This is a genomic window from Morganella morganii, assembly GCF_019242955.1.
GTDB lineage: Bacteria > Pseudomonadota > Gammaproteobacteria > Enterobacterales > Enterobacteriaceae > Morganella > Morganella sibonii.
The window spans coordinates 3,797,436-3,814,372 of record NZ_CP066129.1 but is presented as its reverse complement, the minus strand read 5'-3'; the positions used below and the strand labels follow the sequence as shown (position 1 = coordinate 3,814,372).

Below are 16,937 nucleotides of genomic sequence, written 5' to 3'. Positions count from 1 at the left end.
TAATCGCACGGCTGAAGAGAGCCAACCGCAGGAGTGAGAAAATGGGTCATAAGCCACGTGCAGAGATGATAGAAGAAACGCGGACAAAGCTTATCCGTGCTGCACGCCAGCAGTTTGGCGGGGCAGGGTACGCCGCCACCGTAATGGATGACCTGACGGCGCAGGCCGGTCTGACCCGGGGGGCGCTGTATCATCACTTTGGTGACAAAAAAGGTCTGTTTCTGGCCGTATTACAGGATCTGGATCGCGAACTTGATGCGCGTCTGGATACGGCAGAAAAAAATGAAGCAGATGCGTGGACGGCGTTTAAATCACGCTGTCAGGGCTATCTGGCGATGAGTCTGGAGCCGGAAGTGCAGCGGATTATGTTCCGTGATGCGGCTTCGGTACTGGATTTTTCCATTGTTAAATCCCATGAACTGGCCTGTGTGCAGGGGATCACCCGGCGCCTGACACATCTGATGGAAGCAGGGCGGATAAAACAGGTGGCACCCGATGTGCTGGCACTGTTTATTAATGGCGGGCTGTACGAATGCGCCATGTGGATTGTGCACAGTGAAAATCCGCAGGCGACGTATGACAAAGTCAGGGTGTCGTTTGATCAGTTGCTGGAAAATCTGCGGGTATAGGATGAGGTGATAAATTTTACTATTAAAATTTATCACCCATAAAACGGCGGTCATTTAATCGTCAGCGCCATTGTCTGTTTCAGCATATCTATATTAAAACGCTTCCCAGTCATTATGTGTATTTGCCGGTTTTTCAGGAACAGGGCGCCGTAACGGCATCACCGTACCGATCTGAGTGCCGGTCTTCAGTTCTCCGGTCTGTATCTGAAATACAGATACGGCCTGAGTCAGTCTGCCTGCCTGCTCTTCAAGTGATGCAGCCGCTGCCGCTGATTGCTCGACTAACGCCGCATTCTGCTGGGTTACTCTGTCCATTTCCGTCACTGCCATGCCAATCTGGTCAATTCCGCGGCTTTGTTCATCCGATGCAGAGGCTATCTCACTCATAATATCGGTGACCCGGGTGACGGCGCTGACAATTTCATCCATTGTTTCACCGGCGCGCTCAACCAGAACTGTACCGGCCTCAACTCTGCCGGCCGAATCCCCGATCAGGGTTTTGATTTCCCTGGCTGCCTGCGCACTGCGCTGGGCAAGGCTTCGGACCTCACCGGCCACAACGGCAAAGCCGCGGCCCTGCTCACCCGCCCGTGCCGCTTCTACTGCGGCATTCAGCGCCAGAATGTTGGTCTGGAAGGCAATACTGTCAATCACACTGATGATATCGGCAATTTTCTCAGAGCTGTCCCCGATACCGCGCATGGTATTCACGACATCGTCCACGACTTTCCCGCCACGCTCTGCGGTTTCGGAGGCGGTTAGCGCAAGGTGACGTGCCTGACGGGCATTATCGGCATTCTGGCGCACGGTGGCTGTCAGTTCTTCCATGCTGGCTGCGGTTTCTTCAAGAGATGCAGCCTGTTGTTCTGTCCGCGAAGACAGGTCATTATTACCGGCAGATATCTCACCGGCACCCCTGTAAATGGCATTGGCACCATCCCGGACATCCCCGACAGTTTTGGAAAGTTCGTTTTGCATATAACGTAATGTTTCAGATAGTTTTTTGATTTCATAACTGCCTGTCACGTTAATCGGTCTTATCAGATTACCTTTTGCAATATTCTGAATGCTTTCCTGGAAATGATTCATCGGTAAGATAAGTAAACGACGAATACCGACCCAGACTAAAATGATGGTGATACAAATGCTGACAAGTAGCAATATTGCTATCCATATTGTCAATGTTTCATTATTTTTACTATTTTTAATGAGTTTGTCATAATAATCGGTATCTGCGATATAATAATTTTCATATAATTTTCCGAATACATTTTGATAATCACTGGTAGGTTGGTTATCAAAGTCATCTAACCTGTTTTTCCGCAAAAAATAAACTAACTCAAGCTGAGCGTTATAATATTCATTAAAAGAAGAATCCATATGATGTTCAAGTTCTTCTCCGAATTTTGTTGGCATTGATTTAAATTTTAACCAATCCGATCTTGTTTTTTTTACCTGTTCTTCCGCATAATCAATTCGTTTTTTTTTTCTGTGTATCATTTTCATAAATACCTTTCATTACACCTTTGGATATGATGTTAAGTAATGATCGGTTCTCTAAAAATCCAATCCAGACACGGTCGAGTACATGAGTTTTTTCTGACTGTATCGTCATCGTGTTATTTATTTCATTCTGTGAGTTTATAAACCTGAGAAAATAAAATGATGAAATAATCTGTATCAAAAGAAATGCGATTAAGATGAGGGGCACTCCCGTCGATATTTTTACTTTTTCTAACATATTGCCACCTATAATTAATATTTTTAATTACAAAAACCATATTAGTATGGCAAATTTCATCAGGGTGTTTAAATAAACAGCCGGTGGTTTATTTGTAAGTAAGAGACTATAATTGGCTGGTTTTGTCTGAAGGCATCCCTGTAAAAATAGTATTTACATTCAGGTTTCGGAATAAACAATTCCGCCGGTGGTTTTATGTATCGTTAACATAAAAAAACAGGATTGCAGGGCCGGATTATCGCTTTGGGTTGCCATGCCCCGTTGAGTGTATTGCAGGCTGTGAACAGGACAGATTCGCTGTCGGGTTAACTATCGGGTTAATAACTATCGGGTTAATAACTATCGGGTTAATAATGAACAGAGCCCCCATACAGGGGGCTCAATCAACGTCATCTCTTTGAGAGATGCTCTTCTCAGAAAGCGCAGTAATTATTTACGGACTGCGATTGCTTCGATTTCTAATTTAACGTCTTTTGGCAGACGCGCAACTTCAACACAAGAACGTGCAGGGTATACTGCTTTGTGCTCATCAAAGAAAGCAGCGTATTCTGCGTTTACAGTAGCAAAGTCGTTCAGATCTTTAACGAAAACAGTTGTTTTCACGATATCCGTAACTTTCAGACCAGCCTGTTCGATGATAGCTTTGATGTTGTTCAGTGACTGACGCGCCTGAGCTTTAACATCGTCGGCAACTGCACCGGTTTTCGGATCAACAGGGATCTGACCTGAAGTCATTACCATGTTACCCAGGTCTACTGCCTGTACATACGGGCCGATTGCTGCTGGTGCGTTTTCTGTTGCGATTACTTTAGTCATTACGGACTCCTGTAGGATGATTATTGCTGTTAAGCTTTTTAAAAACGCCATCATTATAATCGTCTGATTTTACCGGGCAACTGACCTGGATCTATCTTATTGGTTATTAATGATTGCGTGGTGATCAAATTCTTTCTCACAATACTTACAGATTAACACAATTTCCTGTGCAATGGACTTAACAGTAAAGCTGCTTTCCACCGGCTCATTGTGACTGATGCAGTTGCTGTTCGGGCAGATAATCACGCCTTCAATACGTTCCGGCAGGTTAATCGGCAGTTTTTTAACCACCTGATAATCTTCGATAATATTAATTGTGGCTTTCGGGGCATAAAAACCGAGCTGGTTGGCCTGCTCCGGCGTCAGGAAAGTATCTTCCAGTTTAATCAAATCCTTGCGGCCCATATTGTTGGACGGCAGGTTCAGACCGATAGTGATACGGCTGTCCGTCTCCGTCAGACGGAAAAAGGAGAGCAGCTTAAATCCCACATTGGCAGGGATATGGTCGATAACAGTACCGCATTTGATGGCTTCAACCAGTAATTTATGATCCTGAGTCATGATGTGCTCCTTAGGCCGGGAAGGTTTCGTTTAACACCAGAGATAACAGCGCCTGACGGGCAAAGATCCCGTTACCGGCCTGCTGGAAGTAGTACGCGTAAGGCGTTTTATCCACATCCGGGGTTATCTCATCGATGCGCGGCAGCGGGTGCAGCACTTTCAGGTTCGGTTTCACATTGACCAGATCGGCTGCACGCAGTACAAACTGGGCTTTGACGTTAGCGTATTCGGACGGGTCAAGGCGCTCTTTCTGCACGCGGGTCATATACAGCACATCCAGCTGCGGAAGTACCTCATCAATAGAATGATGTTCGCTGTATGCCACGCCGTTTTCATCCAGCATATGCAGGATGTGATTCGGCATTGCCAGTGCCTGCGGGGCAATAAAATGCAGGTGGTTGCCGCGGAATTTTGACAGCGCCTGTGACAGAGAATGCACCGTGCGTCCGTACTTCAGATCACCGACCATGGCGATATGCAGATTTTCAAGGCGGCCCTGGGTTTCCTGAATGGTAAACAGGTCGAGCAGGGTTTGTGTCGGGTGCTGGTTGGCGCCGTCACCGGCGTTGATGACAGGCACCTTACCTGAGAACTCAGACACCAGCCGTGCTGCCCCTTCCTGCGGGTGGCGCATCACGATAGCATCCGCGTACTGACTGATCACACTCATGGTATCCGCCAGCGTTTCGCCTTTTTTGCCCAGCGAAGTGTTGCTGCTGTCTGAAAAGCCGACAACAGACGCGCCCAGGCGCTGAATAGCGGTTTCAAAAGAGAGCCGCGTGCGGGTTGAGGCCTCGAAGAAGCAGCTGGCGATCACTTTGTGCTTCAGTAATTCAGGCTGAGGGCGTTGTTTCAGCGCCGCGGCAGTGTTTAATACCAGTTCCAGTTCATCACGACTGAGATCGTTAATCGAGATGATATCGCGCAGGTATAACGGATTTGCCATTGGGGTCTCCTCATGTTTCGGCCAGGCAAAAAAAAACCCCTCAATTGAGGGGTTCTGAAATAAATACGGGGGAATGGCAGACATTGCCGCGCTGCGGCTGTCCGTGGTATGTCACATTGTCCGGCACCGGTTTTACGGTGCTGATAATCACAATGACCATTGTTTCCTCCCGACAAAATTGCGGGGCATTATACGCAATCGGCAACCCGGCGCAAGCGTTTGACATCACTTTTTTGTATGAAATTTATGCAACGCTGCCGGTAAATTTAAAATTGTACGTTTTTTGAAAGAGATGCAACCATCACCGCTTTAATGGAATGCAGCCGGTTTTCTGCCTGGTCGAACACCACGCTGTGTTTTGATTCAAACACGTCATTGGTGACTTCAATACCATTGGTAAACCCGTACTCTTTCGCGAGGGATTGCCCCATGGTGGTTTCCGTATCGTGGAATGCCGGCAGGCAATGCATAAAAATAACATCCGGATTGCCCGTTTTATCCACCACATCCTGATTGACCTGATACGGCGTCAGCAATTTAATCCGCTCTGCCCAGACCTCTTTCGCTTCTCCCATGGAAACCCACACATCGGTGTACAGCACATCAGCGCCTTTCACTCCCTCTGCCACATCTGCAGTCAGGGTAATTTTACCGCCGGTGAGTTCAGCCGCTTTACGGCACTGTGCGATAAGGTCGTCTGACGGCTGACACCCGGCCGGCGCCACCAGCCGGACATCCATACCGGTCACGGCCGCCATTTCAGCGATGGTATTTCCCATGTTATTACGGGCATCGCCTAAATATGCAAATTTAATTTCAGACAATGGTTTTTTCACATGCTCCTGGATGGTCAGTAAATCCGCAATCAGCTGTGTCGGATGAAACTCGTCGGTCAGCCCGTTCCAGACCGGAACACCGGAATAGTACGCCAGTGCTTCGGCGGATTTCTGGGAATAACCGCGAAACTGAATACCATCATACATCCGGCCCAGCACTCTGGCGGTATCTTTGATGGATTCTTTATGGCCTATCTGACTGCCTGACGAACCCAGGTATGTTACCTGTGCGCCCTGATCGTAAGCACCTACTTCAAAGGCACAGCGGGTACGGGTGGAATCTTTTTCAAAAATCAGCGCAATATTTTTGCCTTTCATCAGCGGCTGTTCAGAGCCGGTTTTTTTGGCATGTTTCAGATAAGCAGAAAGATTGAGCAGTTTTTCGATATCGGCGGGTTTATAGTCAAGCAACCGTAAAAATGACTGTTGATAAAATGGGTTCATATCCGTGTCTCCGATGAATTTATATTCAACATAAATCAATAAAAATTCAATTGCAACACCGAAGGTAAATTCTTTTTTATTATGGGTGGCTCAATTGGTGCGGCTGTGGGAGAATGCGCGGGTATCACTTATCAGAGGACATGGCCATGTCAGAATTAGATGCGTTTTTAGAAGAACAGCGCGAAGAAACCCGTGCGATTATTGCAGAACTGCAGGAAGACGGCAGCGATCCTGATGCGCAGTACACCATTGAGCACCATTTTTCGAGTGAGAACTACGACAAGCTGGAAAAAGCAGCGGTTGAAGCGTTCAAACTGGGTTATGAAGTGACGGATGCTGAAGAACTGGAAGTGGAAGGCGGCCAGGTGGTGTTATGTTGCGATATCATCAGCGAATGCGGCCTGACAGCGGAACATATTGATGCTCAGGTAGAGCAGCTGGCGCGTCTGGCGGAAAAAATGGATGTGGATTACGACGGCTGGGGCACCTATTTTGAAGACCCGGATGCCGAAGATGAAGATGAAGACGACGATGCTGATGAGGCACCGTTACACTGATTCTCTGCCATGACTGAAAAACCTGCCGCGGCAGGTTTTTTTGTGTCCGCAGCTCAGGCGGAAACTGAAAAGACAGACTTCAGCGGGGCAGTGCGCTCACGCCGGGAATCGTTCTGACTGTCGCGTATCATCGGTCGCAGCGGTGCACAGCCCGGAAATTGGATATCCTGAATATTGATATCATCCTCTGCTTCTTTCATTGCCTCAATGGTCTGATAGAGAACGGGGCCTTTCTGCGTTCTTACCTGCGGGCTCCTGCTCTCTCCCTGCCATCCTTCCTGTTGTATTTCTGTCTGTTCATCGTCCTGTATGCGGCAGACCGGCCGCTCTGCCGGTGCTTTCAGCGTTACGGCGGTACATAACAGGTCATTCATTCCGTGAATCGTGCTGATCATCCTGATCTCCTGTTTGTCAGTTACAAAATGTGATATCCGTCACATGTGTAATGACTGTAAGATAAACAGCGGAGAGAAACTATCAGAAAAGCACCGGATGTTTTTACCGGAAAAGCGGATACCGGCCGGACTTCCGGCCGGCAGGGGGATCAGGCAGCGAAAACTTTCAGCATCCGGACTTCACAGTCGCTATGGCCGGTGTCGCCCAGCGGGGCATCAAGGAAGATAAACCCGAGCTTTTCATACAGCTTAATTGCAGCCTGAAGATCGGCGGTGGTTTCCAGATAACACTGGCTGTAGCCTTCCGCTTCGGCAAATTCGAGCGCCTGAAGTGCGATTTTTTTCGCCAGCCCTTTGCCGCGCAGGCGGGAAGAGATGTACATTTTCTGTAATTCTGCGGTTTTGCCGTCACCGCCGGCAAGGCCGGAAACACCGCCGCCGCCGAGGATCTCACCTTCTGCCTCAATGACCCAGTATGCGGCCCGCGGCTGGCTGTACACCTCGTATAAGGTATCCAGAATCGGGTCTGCAACCGCAAAGCCTTTGTCTGCGGTCAGACCGTGTTCAGCTGATACCGCGCGGATCACCTGTGCGATACCGGGGTTATCTTCCTGGCGGATCAGGCGGAGGGTGTAGTTTTCTGTTGTGCTGCTTGTCATGGATATCATTATCTCATTATTTTTATTGTGAAAAGTAAAGCCGGGGGAATAAACCTGAGGGGCGATTACTGTGGATATCGTATGAAACGATAAATATGATAATAAATAATTATCACACAAAGTAAACAGGCGAAATAAGGGATAAAAAAAACCAGCCCGGAGGCTGGTTTCGCTACTCATTCCGTCAGGATCACAGGGCTGCGATCGTGGCTTTCTGAGCAATCAGTTTTTCTTTTGCTTCACGGTTGGCGGTGAGGCGCTCGCGCTCTTTGGCAACGACAGCTTCCGGCGCACGGCTGACAAAGCCGTCGTTCGCCAGTTTACCTTCGATAGCGGCAATCTCTTTCTCCGTTTTTTCCAGCTCTTTATCCAGACGCGCCAGTTCGTCGTCTTTATTGATAAGATCAGCCATCGGGATCAGGATTTCCGCACCTTCCACCAGCTTGGTGACACACACCGGTGCCGTTTCGCCTTCTGCCATCACACGGACGGATTCCAGACGAGCCATCGCTTTCAGGAAGTTGCTGTTTTCCGCAACACGGCGCTGTGCATCAGCACTTGCCCCGCGCAGCATCACTTCCAGCGGCTTGCTTGGCGCGATGTTCATTTCAGCACGGATATTACGTACCGCAACGATTGTCTCTTTGATCCACTCCAGGTCACGCAGTGCCTGCTCATCATTCAGAGAGGCATCATATTCCGGGAACGGTTGCAGCATGATGGTGTCGCCTTCCGCGCCGGTAACCACTTTCACGCGCTGCCAGATGGTTTCCGTGATAAACGGAATAATCGGGTGTGCGAGACGCAGCAGGGATTCCAGAACGGTGATCAGGGTATGACGTGCTGCACGTTTCTGTGCATCGGTACCTTTATGAACCGCCGGTTTGGACAGCTCAAGATACCAGTCACAGAACTGGTTCCAGGTGAATTCATACAGAATATTGGATGCAATATCAAAGCGGTAGGTATCCAGCGCTTCGCGGTATGCTTTCACGGTATTGTTGTATTCCGCCAGAATCCAGCGGTCGGCCAGGGAGAATTCCATCTCACCGCCGTTCAGACCGCAGTCTTTCTCTTCGGTATTCATCAGCACGAAACGGCTGGCGTTCCACAGCTTGTTACAGAAGTTGCGGTAACCGGACAGACGTTTCATATCCCAGTTGATATCGCGGCCGGTAGAGGCCAGCGCTGCCAGGGTAAAGCGCAGGGCATCTGTACCGTGTGCTTCGATCCCTTCCGGGAACTGTTTTTCAGTCCGTTTGGCGATTTTTTCCGCCATCTGCGGCTGCATCATGTTACCGGTGCGTTTTTCCAGCAGTGCCGGCAGAGAGATACCGTCGATCATATCCAGCGGGTCAATAACGTTCCCTTTGGATTTCGACATCTTCTGACCTTCCTCATCACGGATCAGACCCGTCATGTAGATGGTTTTGAACGGGATCTGCGACTTGCCGTTTTCATCTTTGATGAAGTGCATGGTCATCATGATCATGCGGGCGATCCAGAAGAAAATGATGTCGAAGCCGCTGACCAGTACGCTGGTCGGGTGGAATGCTTTCAGTTCCGGGGTGTTTTCCGGCCAGCCCAGGGTTGAGAATGTCCACAGACCGGAGGAGAACCAGGTATCCAGCACGTCTTCGTCCTGGCGCAGTTCAACCATCGCCGGGATATTGTTCTCACGGCGGACTTCGTCTTCGTCGCGGCCGACATACACATTACCCTGATTGTCATACCAGGCCGGGATACGGTGACCCCACCACAGCTGACGGGAGATACACCAGTCCTGAATATCACGCATCCAGGAGAAGTACATGTTTTCGTACTGCTTCGGTACGAACTGGATATCGCCGTCTTCCACGGCTTTGATGGCTTCTTTTGCCAGCGGTGCCGTGCGGACATACCACTGGTCGGTCAGCATCGGTTCGATAACCACGCCGCCGCGATCGCCGTAAGGAACAGTCAGGTCGTGCGGTTTGATCTCTTCCAGCAGGCCGAGTTCTTCGAATTCTTTAACGATCGCTTTACGGGCGGCGAAACGCTCCATGCCACGGTAAGCGGCCGGGATTTCACTGCTGCAGGCGTCAGTCACTTCGCCGTTAGTATCAAATACTTCTGCTTCAGTGCGGATGTTGCCGTCGAAGTCCATGATGTTAATCATGGTCAGCTGGTGGCGTTTACCGACTTCATAGTCGTTGAAGTCATGCGCCGGGGTGATTTTCACACAACCGGTGCCTTTTTCCATATCCGCGTGTTCATCACCGAGGATCGGAATGCGGCGGTTGACGATCGGCAGGATGATTTCTTTGCCGATCAGATCTTTGTAACGCGGATCTTCCGGGTTAACGGCCACGCCAGTATCACCGAGCATGGTTTCCGGACGTGTGGTGGCGACCACCAGGTAATCTTTGCCTTCAGCGGTTTTCGCGCCGTCCGCCAGCGGATAACGGATATGCCACATGAAGCCTTTGACATCACGGTTTTCCACTTCCAGGTCAGAAATTGCGGTGTGCAGTTTCGGGTCCCAGTTCACCAGGCGTTTACCGCGGTAAATCAGGTTATCTTTATACAGGCGGACAAACGCCTCTTTTACGGCAGCTGACAGGCCGTCATCCATGGTGAAGCGCTCGCGCTCCCAGTCCACGGAGTTACCCAGACGGCGCATCTGGTTGGAGATATTACCGCCGGATTCCGCTTTCCATTCCCAGATTTTATCGATAAAACCTTCGCGGCCGTAATCGTGGCGGGTTTTGCCTTCTTCTGCGGCGATCTTGCGTTCAACAACCATCTGTGTCGCGATACCGGCATGGTCAGTACCTGACTGCCACAGGGTGTTTTTGCCCTGCATGCGCTGGTAGCGGATCATGGTATCCATAATGGTCTGCTGGAAAGCATGGCCCATATGCAGGTTACCGGTGACGTTCGGCGGCGGGATCACAATACAGAAGCTTTCTTTGTCTGTTTTACCGTTCGGTTTGAAATAGCCGCTTTTTTCCCAGTGGGTATAAAGAGGACCTTCGATTTCCGTTGGATTATAGGTTTTATCCAGGGACGGCTCGCAGGCCTGTTGGTTGTCGGTTGTCTTTTCCATTTTTAATCTTTGTTTATCAGTAAGCTGGCGGCGTGGCCATGGTCATCGTAAAGCCGACGCTGCGATAGATTTTATATCGCTCGCGCGCCAACTGTTTTAAGTGTTCATCGATAGGCACAAAGTCTATCACTTCACGGAAGGTTGTCGCAAAATCTGTGAACTGCGGCAGCAGGGCAATCAGTAAATCACGCGGGGAATTTCCCCGTTTCTGCGGCCAGCACAGCTCGACCGGCGCGCCGTAACGCGGCCCTTCTCCGGCTAAATTATGCGGAACAAACGCATCAGGTTCCCGTGCCCAGAGGGCTTCATCCAGTTTCTCGGCCTGCTGTTGTGACTCACAGGCGATCAGCACCCGTTTCCCGCTGCGCCAGGCTTCACCCGCCAGATGACAGGTCAGCCACTCGTGGGCCTCAAGGTCATCAAAAGGGGATGGCTGTTCCATCAGGTAGAAGGTGGCGTTTTTCATAATATCTCTGATAGCAGAAAAGGGGATTGCTCAGGATAGCACAATCCCCCGTTACCTTTATGCTTTTTCCGGGCCGCAAAAGCCCGGCAATTCCGGTCAGTCGTCGGTGCTGATACCCGCACGATTTAACAGGAATTGTGACAGCAGTGCAACCGGACGACCTGTCGCACCTTTGTTTTTTCCGGAGCGCCATGCGGTTCCGGCGATATCCAGATGTGCCCAGTTATAACGGGTGGCAAAACGGGACAGGAAGCAGCCTGCGGTGATAGCACCGCCGAGACGGCCGCCGGTGTTGGCCAGATCCGCAAAATTGGACTCAATCTGCTCGTAGAACTCTTCTGCCAGCGGCAGACGCCATGCACGGTCACCCGCCTGTTCAGAGGCATTCAGTAACTCGTGCGCCAGCGGATTGTGGTTTGCCATCAGGCCGCTGAAGTGGTTACCGAGAGCAACCATGCAGGCGCCGGTCAGTGTGGCGATATCGATGACCGTTTCCGGATCAAAACGCTCGGCGTAGGTGAGGGTGTCACACAGCACCAGACGGCCTTCCGCATCGGTATTGAGCACTTCGACCGTCTGTCCGGACATGGTGGTGAGGATATCCCCCGGACGATAGGCATTGCCGCCCGGCATGTTTTCACAGCCCGCAAGAATACCGATCACATTGAGCGGCAGACCCAGCTCAGCCACCACGCGCATCACACCGTAGACCGTTGCCGCGCCGCACATGTCGTATTTCATCTCATCCATGCCGTCAGCCGGTTTGATGGAAATACCGCCGGAGTCAAAGGTCAGGCCTTTGCCGACTAACACGATCGGGCGTGCTTCCGGGTCAGGATTACCTTTATATTCAATCACCGACATCAGCGATTCATTACGTGACCCCTGGCCGACAGCCAGATAGGCCAGCATGCCCAGCTCTTTCATCTGCTCTTCGCCGATAACACGGGTACTGAGCACCGGAGAATTACTGTCTGCCAGCTGACGTGCCTGAGAGGCCAGATAAGCGGCATTACAGATATTCGGCGGCATATTGGCCAGATCTTTCGCGGCTTTGATACCGGCGGCAATCGCCAGGCCGTGGCTGATCGCTTTCTCACCGGTCGGCAGTTCGCGGCGGGTCGGTACATTGAAGACCAGCTTGCGCAGCGGACGGCGTAATTCGGTTTTGTTACTTTTCAGCTGATCAAAGACATAGAGGGACTCTTTGGCTGTTTCAACCGCCTGCCGGACTTTCCAGTAGTTGTTGCGGCCTTTGACATGTAACTCGGTCAGAAAACAGACGGCTTCCATTGACCCTGTTTCATTCAGGGTATTGATGGTCGTCCGGATAATCTGTTTGTACTGGCGTTCATCCAGTTCGCGTTCTTTCCCGCAGCCGATTAACAGGATACGCTCAGACAGGACATTCGGGACATGGTGCAGCAGCAGAGACTGCCCGACCTTGCCCTCCAGCTCGCCGCGGCGCAGCAGAGCACTGATGTAGCCGTCGCTGATTTTATCGAGCTGCTCCACCACCGGAGACAGACGACGCGGTTCAAAAACCCCGACCACAATACAAGCACTGCGCTGCTTTTCCGGGCTGCCGCTTTTTACACTAAACTCCATGCGCTCTCCTGAATCTTAAAGACAAAGACATCTGCTGCCGCTAAAATGTAGCGTTCGCACTAATCTGCACCATCGATTATAAACAGTTTATGATAAGCTGTGTGCGCACTTTATGAGTCCTGAATATCACGAAAATTCCGTTTCTTTCCGGAAAGGAAGGAAAAAAGCGTAGTCTGATACCGGAATCATCCTCAGGCCGGCAAAATAATGCACACAAATAGTCAACACAGAACGAAGTTAGCTATTTTCATGCAAAAACACAAGTTTTCACAGGCGTATTAAGCGTGATCATTATTAGATATCTGGTAAGAGAAACATTAAAAGCACAGATTGCGATTCTGTTTATCCTGTTGCTTATCTTCTTTTGTCAAAAACTGGTTGAAGTCCTGGGTGCCGCCGTTGAAGGCAGCATCCCGGCCGGACTCGTCGTATCGCTGCTCGGACTGGGTATCCCGGAGATGGCACAGCTCATTCTGCCGCTGAGTCTCTTCCTCGGGCTGCTGATGACCTACAGCAAACTGTATACTGAAAGCGAAATCACCGTTATGCATGCCTGTGGTCTGGGCAATAATGTGCTGGTGAAATCCGCCATGATCCTGGCTTTCTTTACCGCGCTGGTGGCGGCGGTTAATGTCGCCTGGCTGATCCCGTGGTCATCCCAGTATCAGGATAAAGTGCTGGAAGAGGTGAAAGCCAACCCGGGCGTGACCGCGATGGTCGGCGGGCAGTTTAAAGTTTCTGATGACGGCGGTACGGTGCTCTATCTCGGGGATGTTGACGGCAACCGCTTCAAAAATGTCTTTATTGCCCAGATCTGGGCGAGAAACGAACAGCGTCCGTCCATTGTGGTGGCTGACAGCGGCCATATGACCGAAAAAGAGAACGGTAATCAGGTGGTGGTGCTGGATAAAGGGACCCGTTATGAAGGAACCGCATACCTGCGCGATTTCCGGATCACGGATTTTACCGATTACCAGGCTATCGTTGACCACCGTGACGCGAAAACCGGTGAAAGTAACTATCAGCAAATGACACTGTCTGAGTTGTGGAGAGAAACGGATGCATCTTCCCGTGCCGAATTCCACTGGCGCCTGACCCTGATCTTCTCCGTGGTGGTGATGGCGCTGATGGTGGTGCCGCTCTCTGAGGTGAACCCGCGTCAGGGGCGTGTGCTGAGTATGCTGCCGGCAATGCTGCTGTATCTGATTTTCTTCCTGTTACAAAGTTCGCTGCGCTCAAACGGCGAGAAAGGCAAACTGGACCCGGCTTTCTGGCCGTGGGTGGTTAATCTCAGTTATCTGGCTCTCGCGGTGGTGCTGAACCTGTGGAACACCACAGCCGTCCGGCGTCTGCGTTTTGGTTCTGCCCGTGTTCAGGGGGTTGCCTGATGTTTAAAGTACTTGTTCTTGACCGCTACATCGGGCGGACGATTCTGCAATCCATCATGATGACCCTGTTTATGCTGGTGTCATTATCCGGGATTATCAAATTCGTTGATCAGCTGCGCAAAGTCGGCCAGGGGGAATACTCCACCTGGGACGCCGGTCTGTACACCATCATGAGTATCCCCAAGGATATTCAGATTTTCTTCCCGATGGCAGCACTGCTCGGGGCACTGATGGGACTGGGCGCACTGGCGACCCGTAGTGAACTGGTGGTCATGCAGGCCTCCGGTTACAGCCGCCTCCAGGTGGCGGGTTCGGTGATGAAAACAGCTATCCCGCTGGTGATCCTGACTATGGTCGTCGGTGAATGGCTCGCGCCGTCAGGTGAGCAGTGGGCACGCAACTACCGTGCACAGAAAACGAGCGGCGCTTCGCTGCTGGCGACTGACCGCGGGATGTGGGCAAAAGACGGCAGTGACTTTATCTATATCCAGCGTGTTGACAGTGAAACTCAGCTCAAGGGCATCACACTGTACCGGATGAACGATGACCGTAAACTGAAATCGATCCTCAGTGCGGCGGCAGCAGATTACAATGCCGATTCTGATACCTGGACGCTGAGTCAGGTGCAGGAATCTATTCTGAAAGATACTTATGTGATCACCGGTGAGCAGAAGTTGTCGATGACCTGGCAGACTCAGATGACCCCGGAAAAACTGAGTGTGGCAGCGCTTGATCCGGAAGCATTGTCGATCAGCGGACTGTATCAGTATGTGGATTATTTGCAGCAGAGCGGGCAGGACGCCGGACGTTATCAGCTGAACCTGTGGAAAAAAGTATTCGCACCGCTTTCTGTGGCAGTCATGATGCTGATGGCGCTGTCGTTTATCTTCGGGCCGCTGCGCTCTGTACCGATGGGCGTACGGGTTGTGACGGGGATTGCCTGCGGGTTTGTGTTCTACGTTTCCAACGAGATTTTCGGTTCTCTCAGTCTGACCTACAAATTCCCGCCGTTTCTGGGCGCACTGCTGCCGAGCCTGCTGTTCCTGGCGATCAGTGTGTATATGCTGGTTAAACGTAAGTAAGCGGCAGAGACAGCTCCCGGTATACAGAGCCGGTCAGTGAATGCTGACCGGCTCTGTCATTTCAGCGGCCGGTAATCTGTTCCCAACTGAGATTAAAGCGCGCCAGATATTTCCGCAGCCGGTCAGCATCATTGGGTTGTTTTTTCTGCTGACGGGAAACAGCAAACAGTGTGCGTCCGGCATCAGAAAGCGTTTGTGAGCGGCGGCAGACGGCAATCACCGTTTCCAGTTGCTGACGATCAAATAAATCAATCTCACCGACCCCGGCGGGCAAAGTGACCTCTGTTTCCGCATCGTGCCACTGACTCTTCAGCCGTTCCGTTTCCTCCTGTACCAGTGCCGTGGTGATCCGTCCGTTTTCCGCAAATGTTGCCATCCGGGTGACTGATGCACTCAGTTCACGGAAGTTACCGCGCCATAAGGCCGGTGGTGAGCAGGCAAAGGCGAGATAGCGCTGTCTGGCATCGGTATCAAACCGGACCCGGCTCTGTTGATCGCGGCTGTATTTCGCCAGCTCATAATCCACGTTCGGCTCAATATCTTCACGCCGCTGTGCCAGTCCCGGCAGGGTAAAGGTCCACATATTGATGCGGGCGTATAAATCCTCTCGGAACAATCCTTCACTGACCCGTTGCGCCAGATTGCGGTGCGTGCCGGCGATCAGCGCGAAATCACTTTCAGTTTCATGATCCGCTCCGTAAGGAAAAAAGCGTTTTTCCTCAATCGCTTTCAGCAGCATCGCCTGTTCGTCCGCACCCAGTTCGGCAATCTCATCCAGAAACAGAATACCGCCGTCCGCTTCTTTCAGCAGCCCGCCGCGTGCCTGAACCGCGCCGGTAAATGCGCCTTTTACATGGCCGAACAGGGCGGACATGGCATTATCGCCGCGCAGTGTGGCGCAGTTCACTTCGACAAAACGCCCTTTTACCAGATGGCGGCTGCGGCGTAGTTCATAGATCCGCCGTGCCAGGAATGATTTTCCGGCGCCGGTCGGCCCGGTCAGCAGAACAGGGGCGGAAGAGCGCAGAGCAACACGCTCGATTTTATCGATCATGGTATTAAACGCGGCATTGCGTGTGGCAATGCCGGATTTCAGAAACGCGACCTGTGCCTGCTGTTCTTTCTGAAAACGTCCGGTGATCTGTGTATAGCGACTGAGATCGAGGTCAATAATGGTATAAACACCGGCGGGGTCGTTATCCCGCGCATTATGGCGCGGTGCAGTCTGGATAAGACGCGCAGGCAGATAGCTGGCTTCGGTCAGCAGGAACCAGCAAATCTGCACCACATGAGTGCCGGTGGTGATATGCACCAGATACTCTTCATTTTCAGTATCAAACGGGTAGTGTGTGGCAAAATCCAGCAAGGCGGTATACACCTGCTCAAAATCCCACGGATCAGCAATATCCACCTCACGCAGCATCACTTCAGTCTGCGGGGAAGCCTGCTCTATATCCTCTTTTACCCGGCCTGCGGTCTGCATATCACCCGGCTGATAAACCAGCTCAAAGCGGTCAATATGCAGATCGGGTTGCTGACACAGCCCGATGCTCGGCCGCCATTTTTGCCAGCGGTTGGCTTTTTTGCCGCGCCGGTCGAGTACTGTACCGAGAACACCAATCACAACGTTTTTCTTTGCGGATGACATGGGTTATCTTTCCGGATAAAAGACGATATTAAAAGATAAAGAAAGCATACGGGATTTCAGGTCAGGATGTTAT

General features: G+C 51.2%; 15 protein-coding genes and 1 pseudogene. 4 read left to right on the top strand and 12 right to left on the bottom strand.

Going from position 1 to position 16,937, the window contains the following annotated elements:
- The first annotated feature begins 41 nt into the window (after positions 1-41).
- Positions 42-629: a TetR/AcrR family transcriptional regulator gene (locus JC793_RS17825; RefSeq protein WP_166708759.1), complete on the top strand. Its 588-nt coding sequence runs from the start codon at positions 42-44 to the stop codon at positions 627-629.
- Positions 630-722: 93 nt separating this feature from the next.
- On the opposite strand, the pseudogene JC793_RS17820 reads toward JC793_RS17825, so the two are convergent.
- The 6 genes and pseudogenes from JC793_RS17820 to argF all read right to left on the bottom strand — a co-directional run.
- Positions 723-2,096: pseudogene (locus JC793_RS17820) on the bottom strand (methyl-accepting chemotaxis protein); the annotation flags it as partial.
- Between the two features lie 4 nt (positions 2,097-2,100).
- On the bottom strand, positions 2,101-2,370 hold the full coding sequence (locus JC793_RS19860; RefSeq protein ID WP_218426915.1) for a Tar ligand binding domain-containing protein: 270 nt from the start codon (positions 2,368-2,370) through the stop codon (positions 2,101-2,103).
- A 429-nt stretch (positions 2,371-2,799) separates the two neighbouring features.
- Positions 2,800-3,186: a 2-iminobutanoate/2-iminopropanoate deaminase gene (gene ridA, locus JC793_RS17810; protein ID WP_004234600.1), complete on the bottom strand. Its 387-nt coding sequence runs from the start codon at positions 3,184-3,186 to the stop codon at positions 2,800-2,802.
- A 96-nt stretch (positions 3,187-3,282) separates the two neighbouring features.
- On the bottom strand, positions 3,283-3,747 hold the full coding sequence (pyrI, locus tag JC793_RS17805; protein WP_218426913.1) for an aspartate carbamoyltransferase regulatory subunit: 465 nt from the start codon (positions 3,745-3,747) through the stop codon (positions 3,283-3,285).
- 10 nt (positions 3,748-3,757) lie between these two features.
- Positions 3,758-4,693 (bottom strand): aspartate carbamoyltransferase, encoded by a 936-nt coding sequence (gene pyrB / locus JC793_RS17800; RefSeq protein ID WP_046894357.1) that lies wholly within the window; start codon positions 4,691-4,693, stop codon positions 3,758-3,760.
- A 266-nt stretch (positions 4,694-4,959) separates the two neighbouring features.
- A complete protein-coding gene (argF, locus tag JC793_RS17795) occupies positions 4,960-5,973 on the bottom strand; it encodes an ornithine carbamoyltransferase (RefSeq protein ID WP_218426911.1) in 1,014 nt (337 codons plus the stop codon).
- 140 nt (positions 5,974-6,113) lie between these two features.
- Here argF and rraB point away from each other — a divergent pair, with 140 nt between their 5' ends.
- Positions 6,114-6,530, top strand: a complete 417-nt coding sequence (gene rraB / locus JC793_RS17790; RefSeq protein ID WP_218428495.1) for a ribonuclease E inhibitor RraB — start codon at positions 6,114-6,116, stop codon at positions 6,528-6,530.
- A gap of 53 nt (positions 6,531-6,583) precedes the next feature.
- Here the strand turns inward: rraB and JC793_RS17785 are convergent, their stop codons facing one another.
- The 5 genes from JC793_RS17785 to pepA form a co-directional block, all read right to left on the bottom strand.
- Entirely contained in the window at positions 6,584-6,925 is a 342-nt protein-coding gene (locus JC793_RS17785; RefSeq protein ID WP_218426909.1) for a hypothetical protein, read from the bottom strand.
- Between the two features lie 149 nt (positions 6,926-7,074).
- A complete protein-coding gene (locus JC793_RS17780) occupies positions 7,075-7,584 on the bottom strand; it encodes a GNAT family N-acetyltransferase (protein WP_218426907.1) in 510 nt (169 codons plus the stop codon).
- A gap of 190 nt (positions 7,585-7,774) precedes the next feature.
- Positions 7,775-10,630, bottom strand: coding sequence for a valine--tRNA ligase (locus tag JC793_RS17775; RefSeq protein ID WP_147642774.1), 2,856 nt, complete (start codon positions 10,628-10,630; stop codon positions 7,775-7,777).
- Between the two features lie 58 nt (positions 10,631-10,688).
- Positions 10,689-11,138, bottom strand: coding sequence for a DNA polymerase III subunit chi (locus JC793_RS17770; protein ID WP_004234612.1), 450 nt, complete (start codon positions 11,136-11,138; stop codon positions 10,689-10,691).
- Positions 11,139-11,234: 96 nt separating this feature from the next.
- A complete protein-coding gene (pepA, locus tag JC793_RS17765) occupies positions 11,235-12,746 on the bottom strand; it encodes a leucyl aminopeptidase (protein WP_046894303.1) in 1,512 nt (503 codons plus the stop codon).
- Positions 12,747-13,030: 284 nt separating this feature from the next.
- Between pepA and lptF the strand changes: the two genes are divergently transcribed.
- Both lptF and lptG read left to right on the top strand, forming a co-directional pair.
- A complete protein-coding gene (gene lptF / locus JC793_RS17760) occupies positions 13,031-14,134 on the top strand; it encodes an LPS export ABC transporter permease LptF (protein ID WP_218426905.1) in 1,104 nt (367 codons plus the stop codon).
- On the top strand, positions 14,134-15,216 hold the full coding sequence (gene lptG, locus JC793_RS17755) for an LPS export ABC transporter permease LptG (RefSeq protein ID WP_218426904.1): 1,083 nt from the start codon (positions 14,134-14,136) through the stop codon (positions 15,214-15,216). Before lptF ends, lptG begins: the two co-directional genes overlap by 1 nt.
- Positions 15,217-15,277: 61 nt before the next feature.
- On the opposite strand, the gene rtcR is transcribed toward lptG, so the two are convergent.
- Entirely contained in the window at positions 15,278-16,864 is a 1,587-nt protein-coding gene (gene rtcR / locus JC793_RS17750; protein ID WP_218426902.1) for an RNA repair transcriptional activator RtcR, read from the bottom strand.
- Positions 16,865-16,937: the final 73 nt, after the last annotated feature.

Bases quoted from the DNA above. Each gene is read 5' to 3' on its own strand.
- lptG (WP_218426904.1), top strand. From the start codon at position 14,134: ATGTTTAAAGTACTTGTTCTTGACCGCTACATCGGGCGGACGATTCTG.
- argF (WP_218426911.1), bottom strand. From the start codon at position 5,973: ATGAACCCATTTTATCAACAGTCATTTTTACGGTTGCTTGACTATAAA.
- pepA (WP_046894303.1), bottom strand. From the start codon at position 12,746: ATGGAGTTTAGTGTAAAAAGCGGCAGCCCGGAAAAGCAGCGCAGTGCT.
- rtcR (WP_218426902.1), bottom strand. From the start codon at position 16,864: ATGTCATCCGCAAAGAAAAACGTTGTGATTGGTGTTCTCGGTACAGTA.
- JC793_RS17780 (WP_218426907.1), bottom strand. From the start codon at position 7,584: ATGACAAGCAGCACAACAGAAAACTACACCCTCCGCCTGATCCGCCAG.
- pyrI (WP_218426913.1), bottom strand. From the start codon at position 3,747: ATGACTCAGGATCATAAATTACTGGTTGAAGCCATCAAATGCGGTACT.
- JC793_RS17825 (WP_166708759.1), top strand. From the start codon at position 42: ATGGGTCATAAGCCACGTGCAGAGATGATAGAAGAAACGCGGACAAAG.
- rraB (WP_218428495.1), top strand. From the start codon at position 6,114: ATGGCCATGTCAGAATTAGATGCGTTTTTAGAAGAACAGCGCGAAGAA.
- ridA (WP_004234600.1), bottom strand. From the start codon at position 3,186: ATGACTAAAGTAATCGCAACAGAAAACGCACCAGCAGCAATCGGCCCG.
- JC793_RS17770 (WP_004234612.1), bottom strand. From the start codon at position 11,138: ATGAAAAACGCCACCTTCTACCTGATGGAACAGCCATCCCCTTTTGAT.
- JC793_RS17785 (WP_218426909.1), bottom strand. From the start codon at position 6,925: ATGATCAGCACGATTCACGGAATGAATGACCTGTTATGTACCGCCGTA.
- pyrB (WP_046894357.1), bottom strand. From the start codon at position 4,693: ATGGCAAATCCGTTATACCTGCGCGATATCATCTCGATTAACGATCTC.
- JC793_RS19860 (WP_218426915.1), bottom strand. From the start codon at position 2,370: ATGTTAGAAAAAGTAAAAATATCGACGGGAGTGCCCCTCATCTTAATC.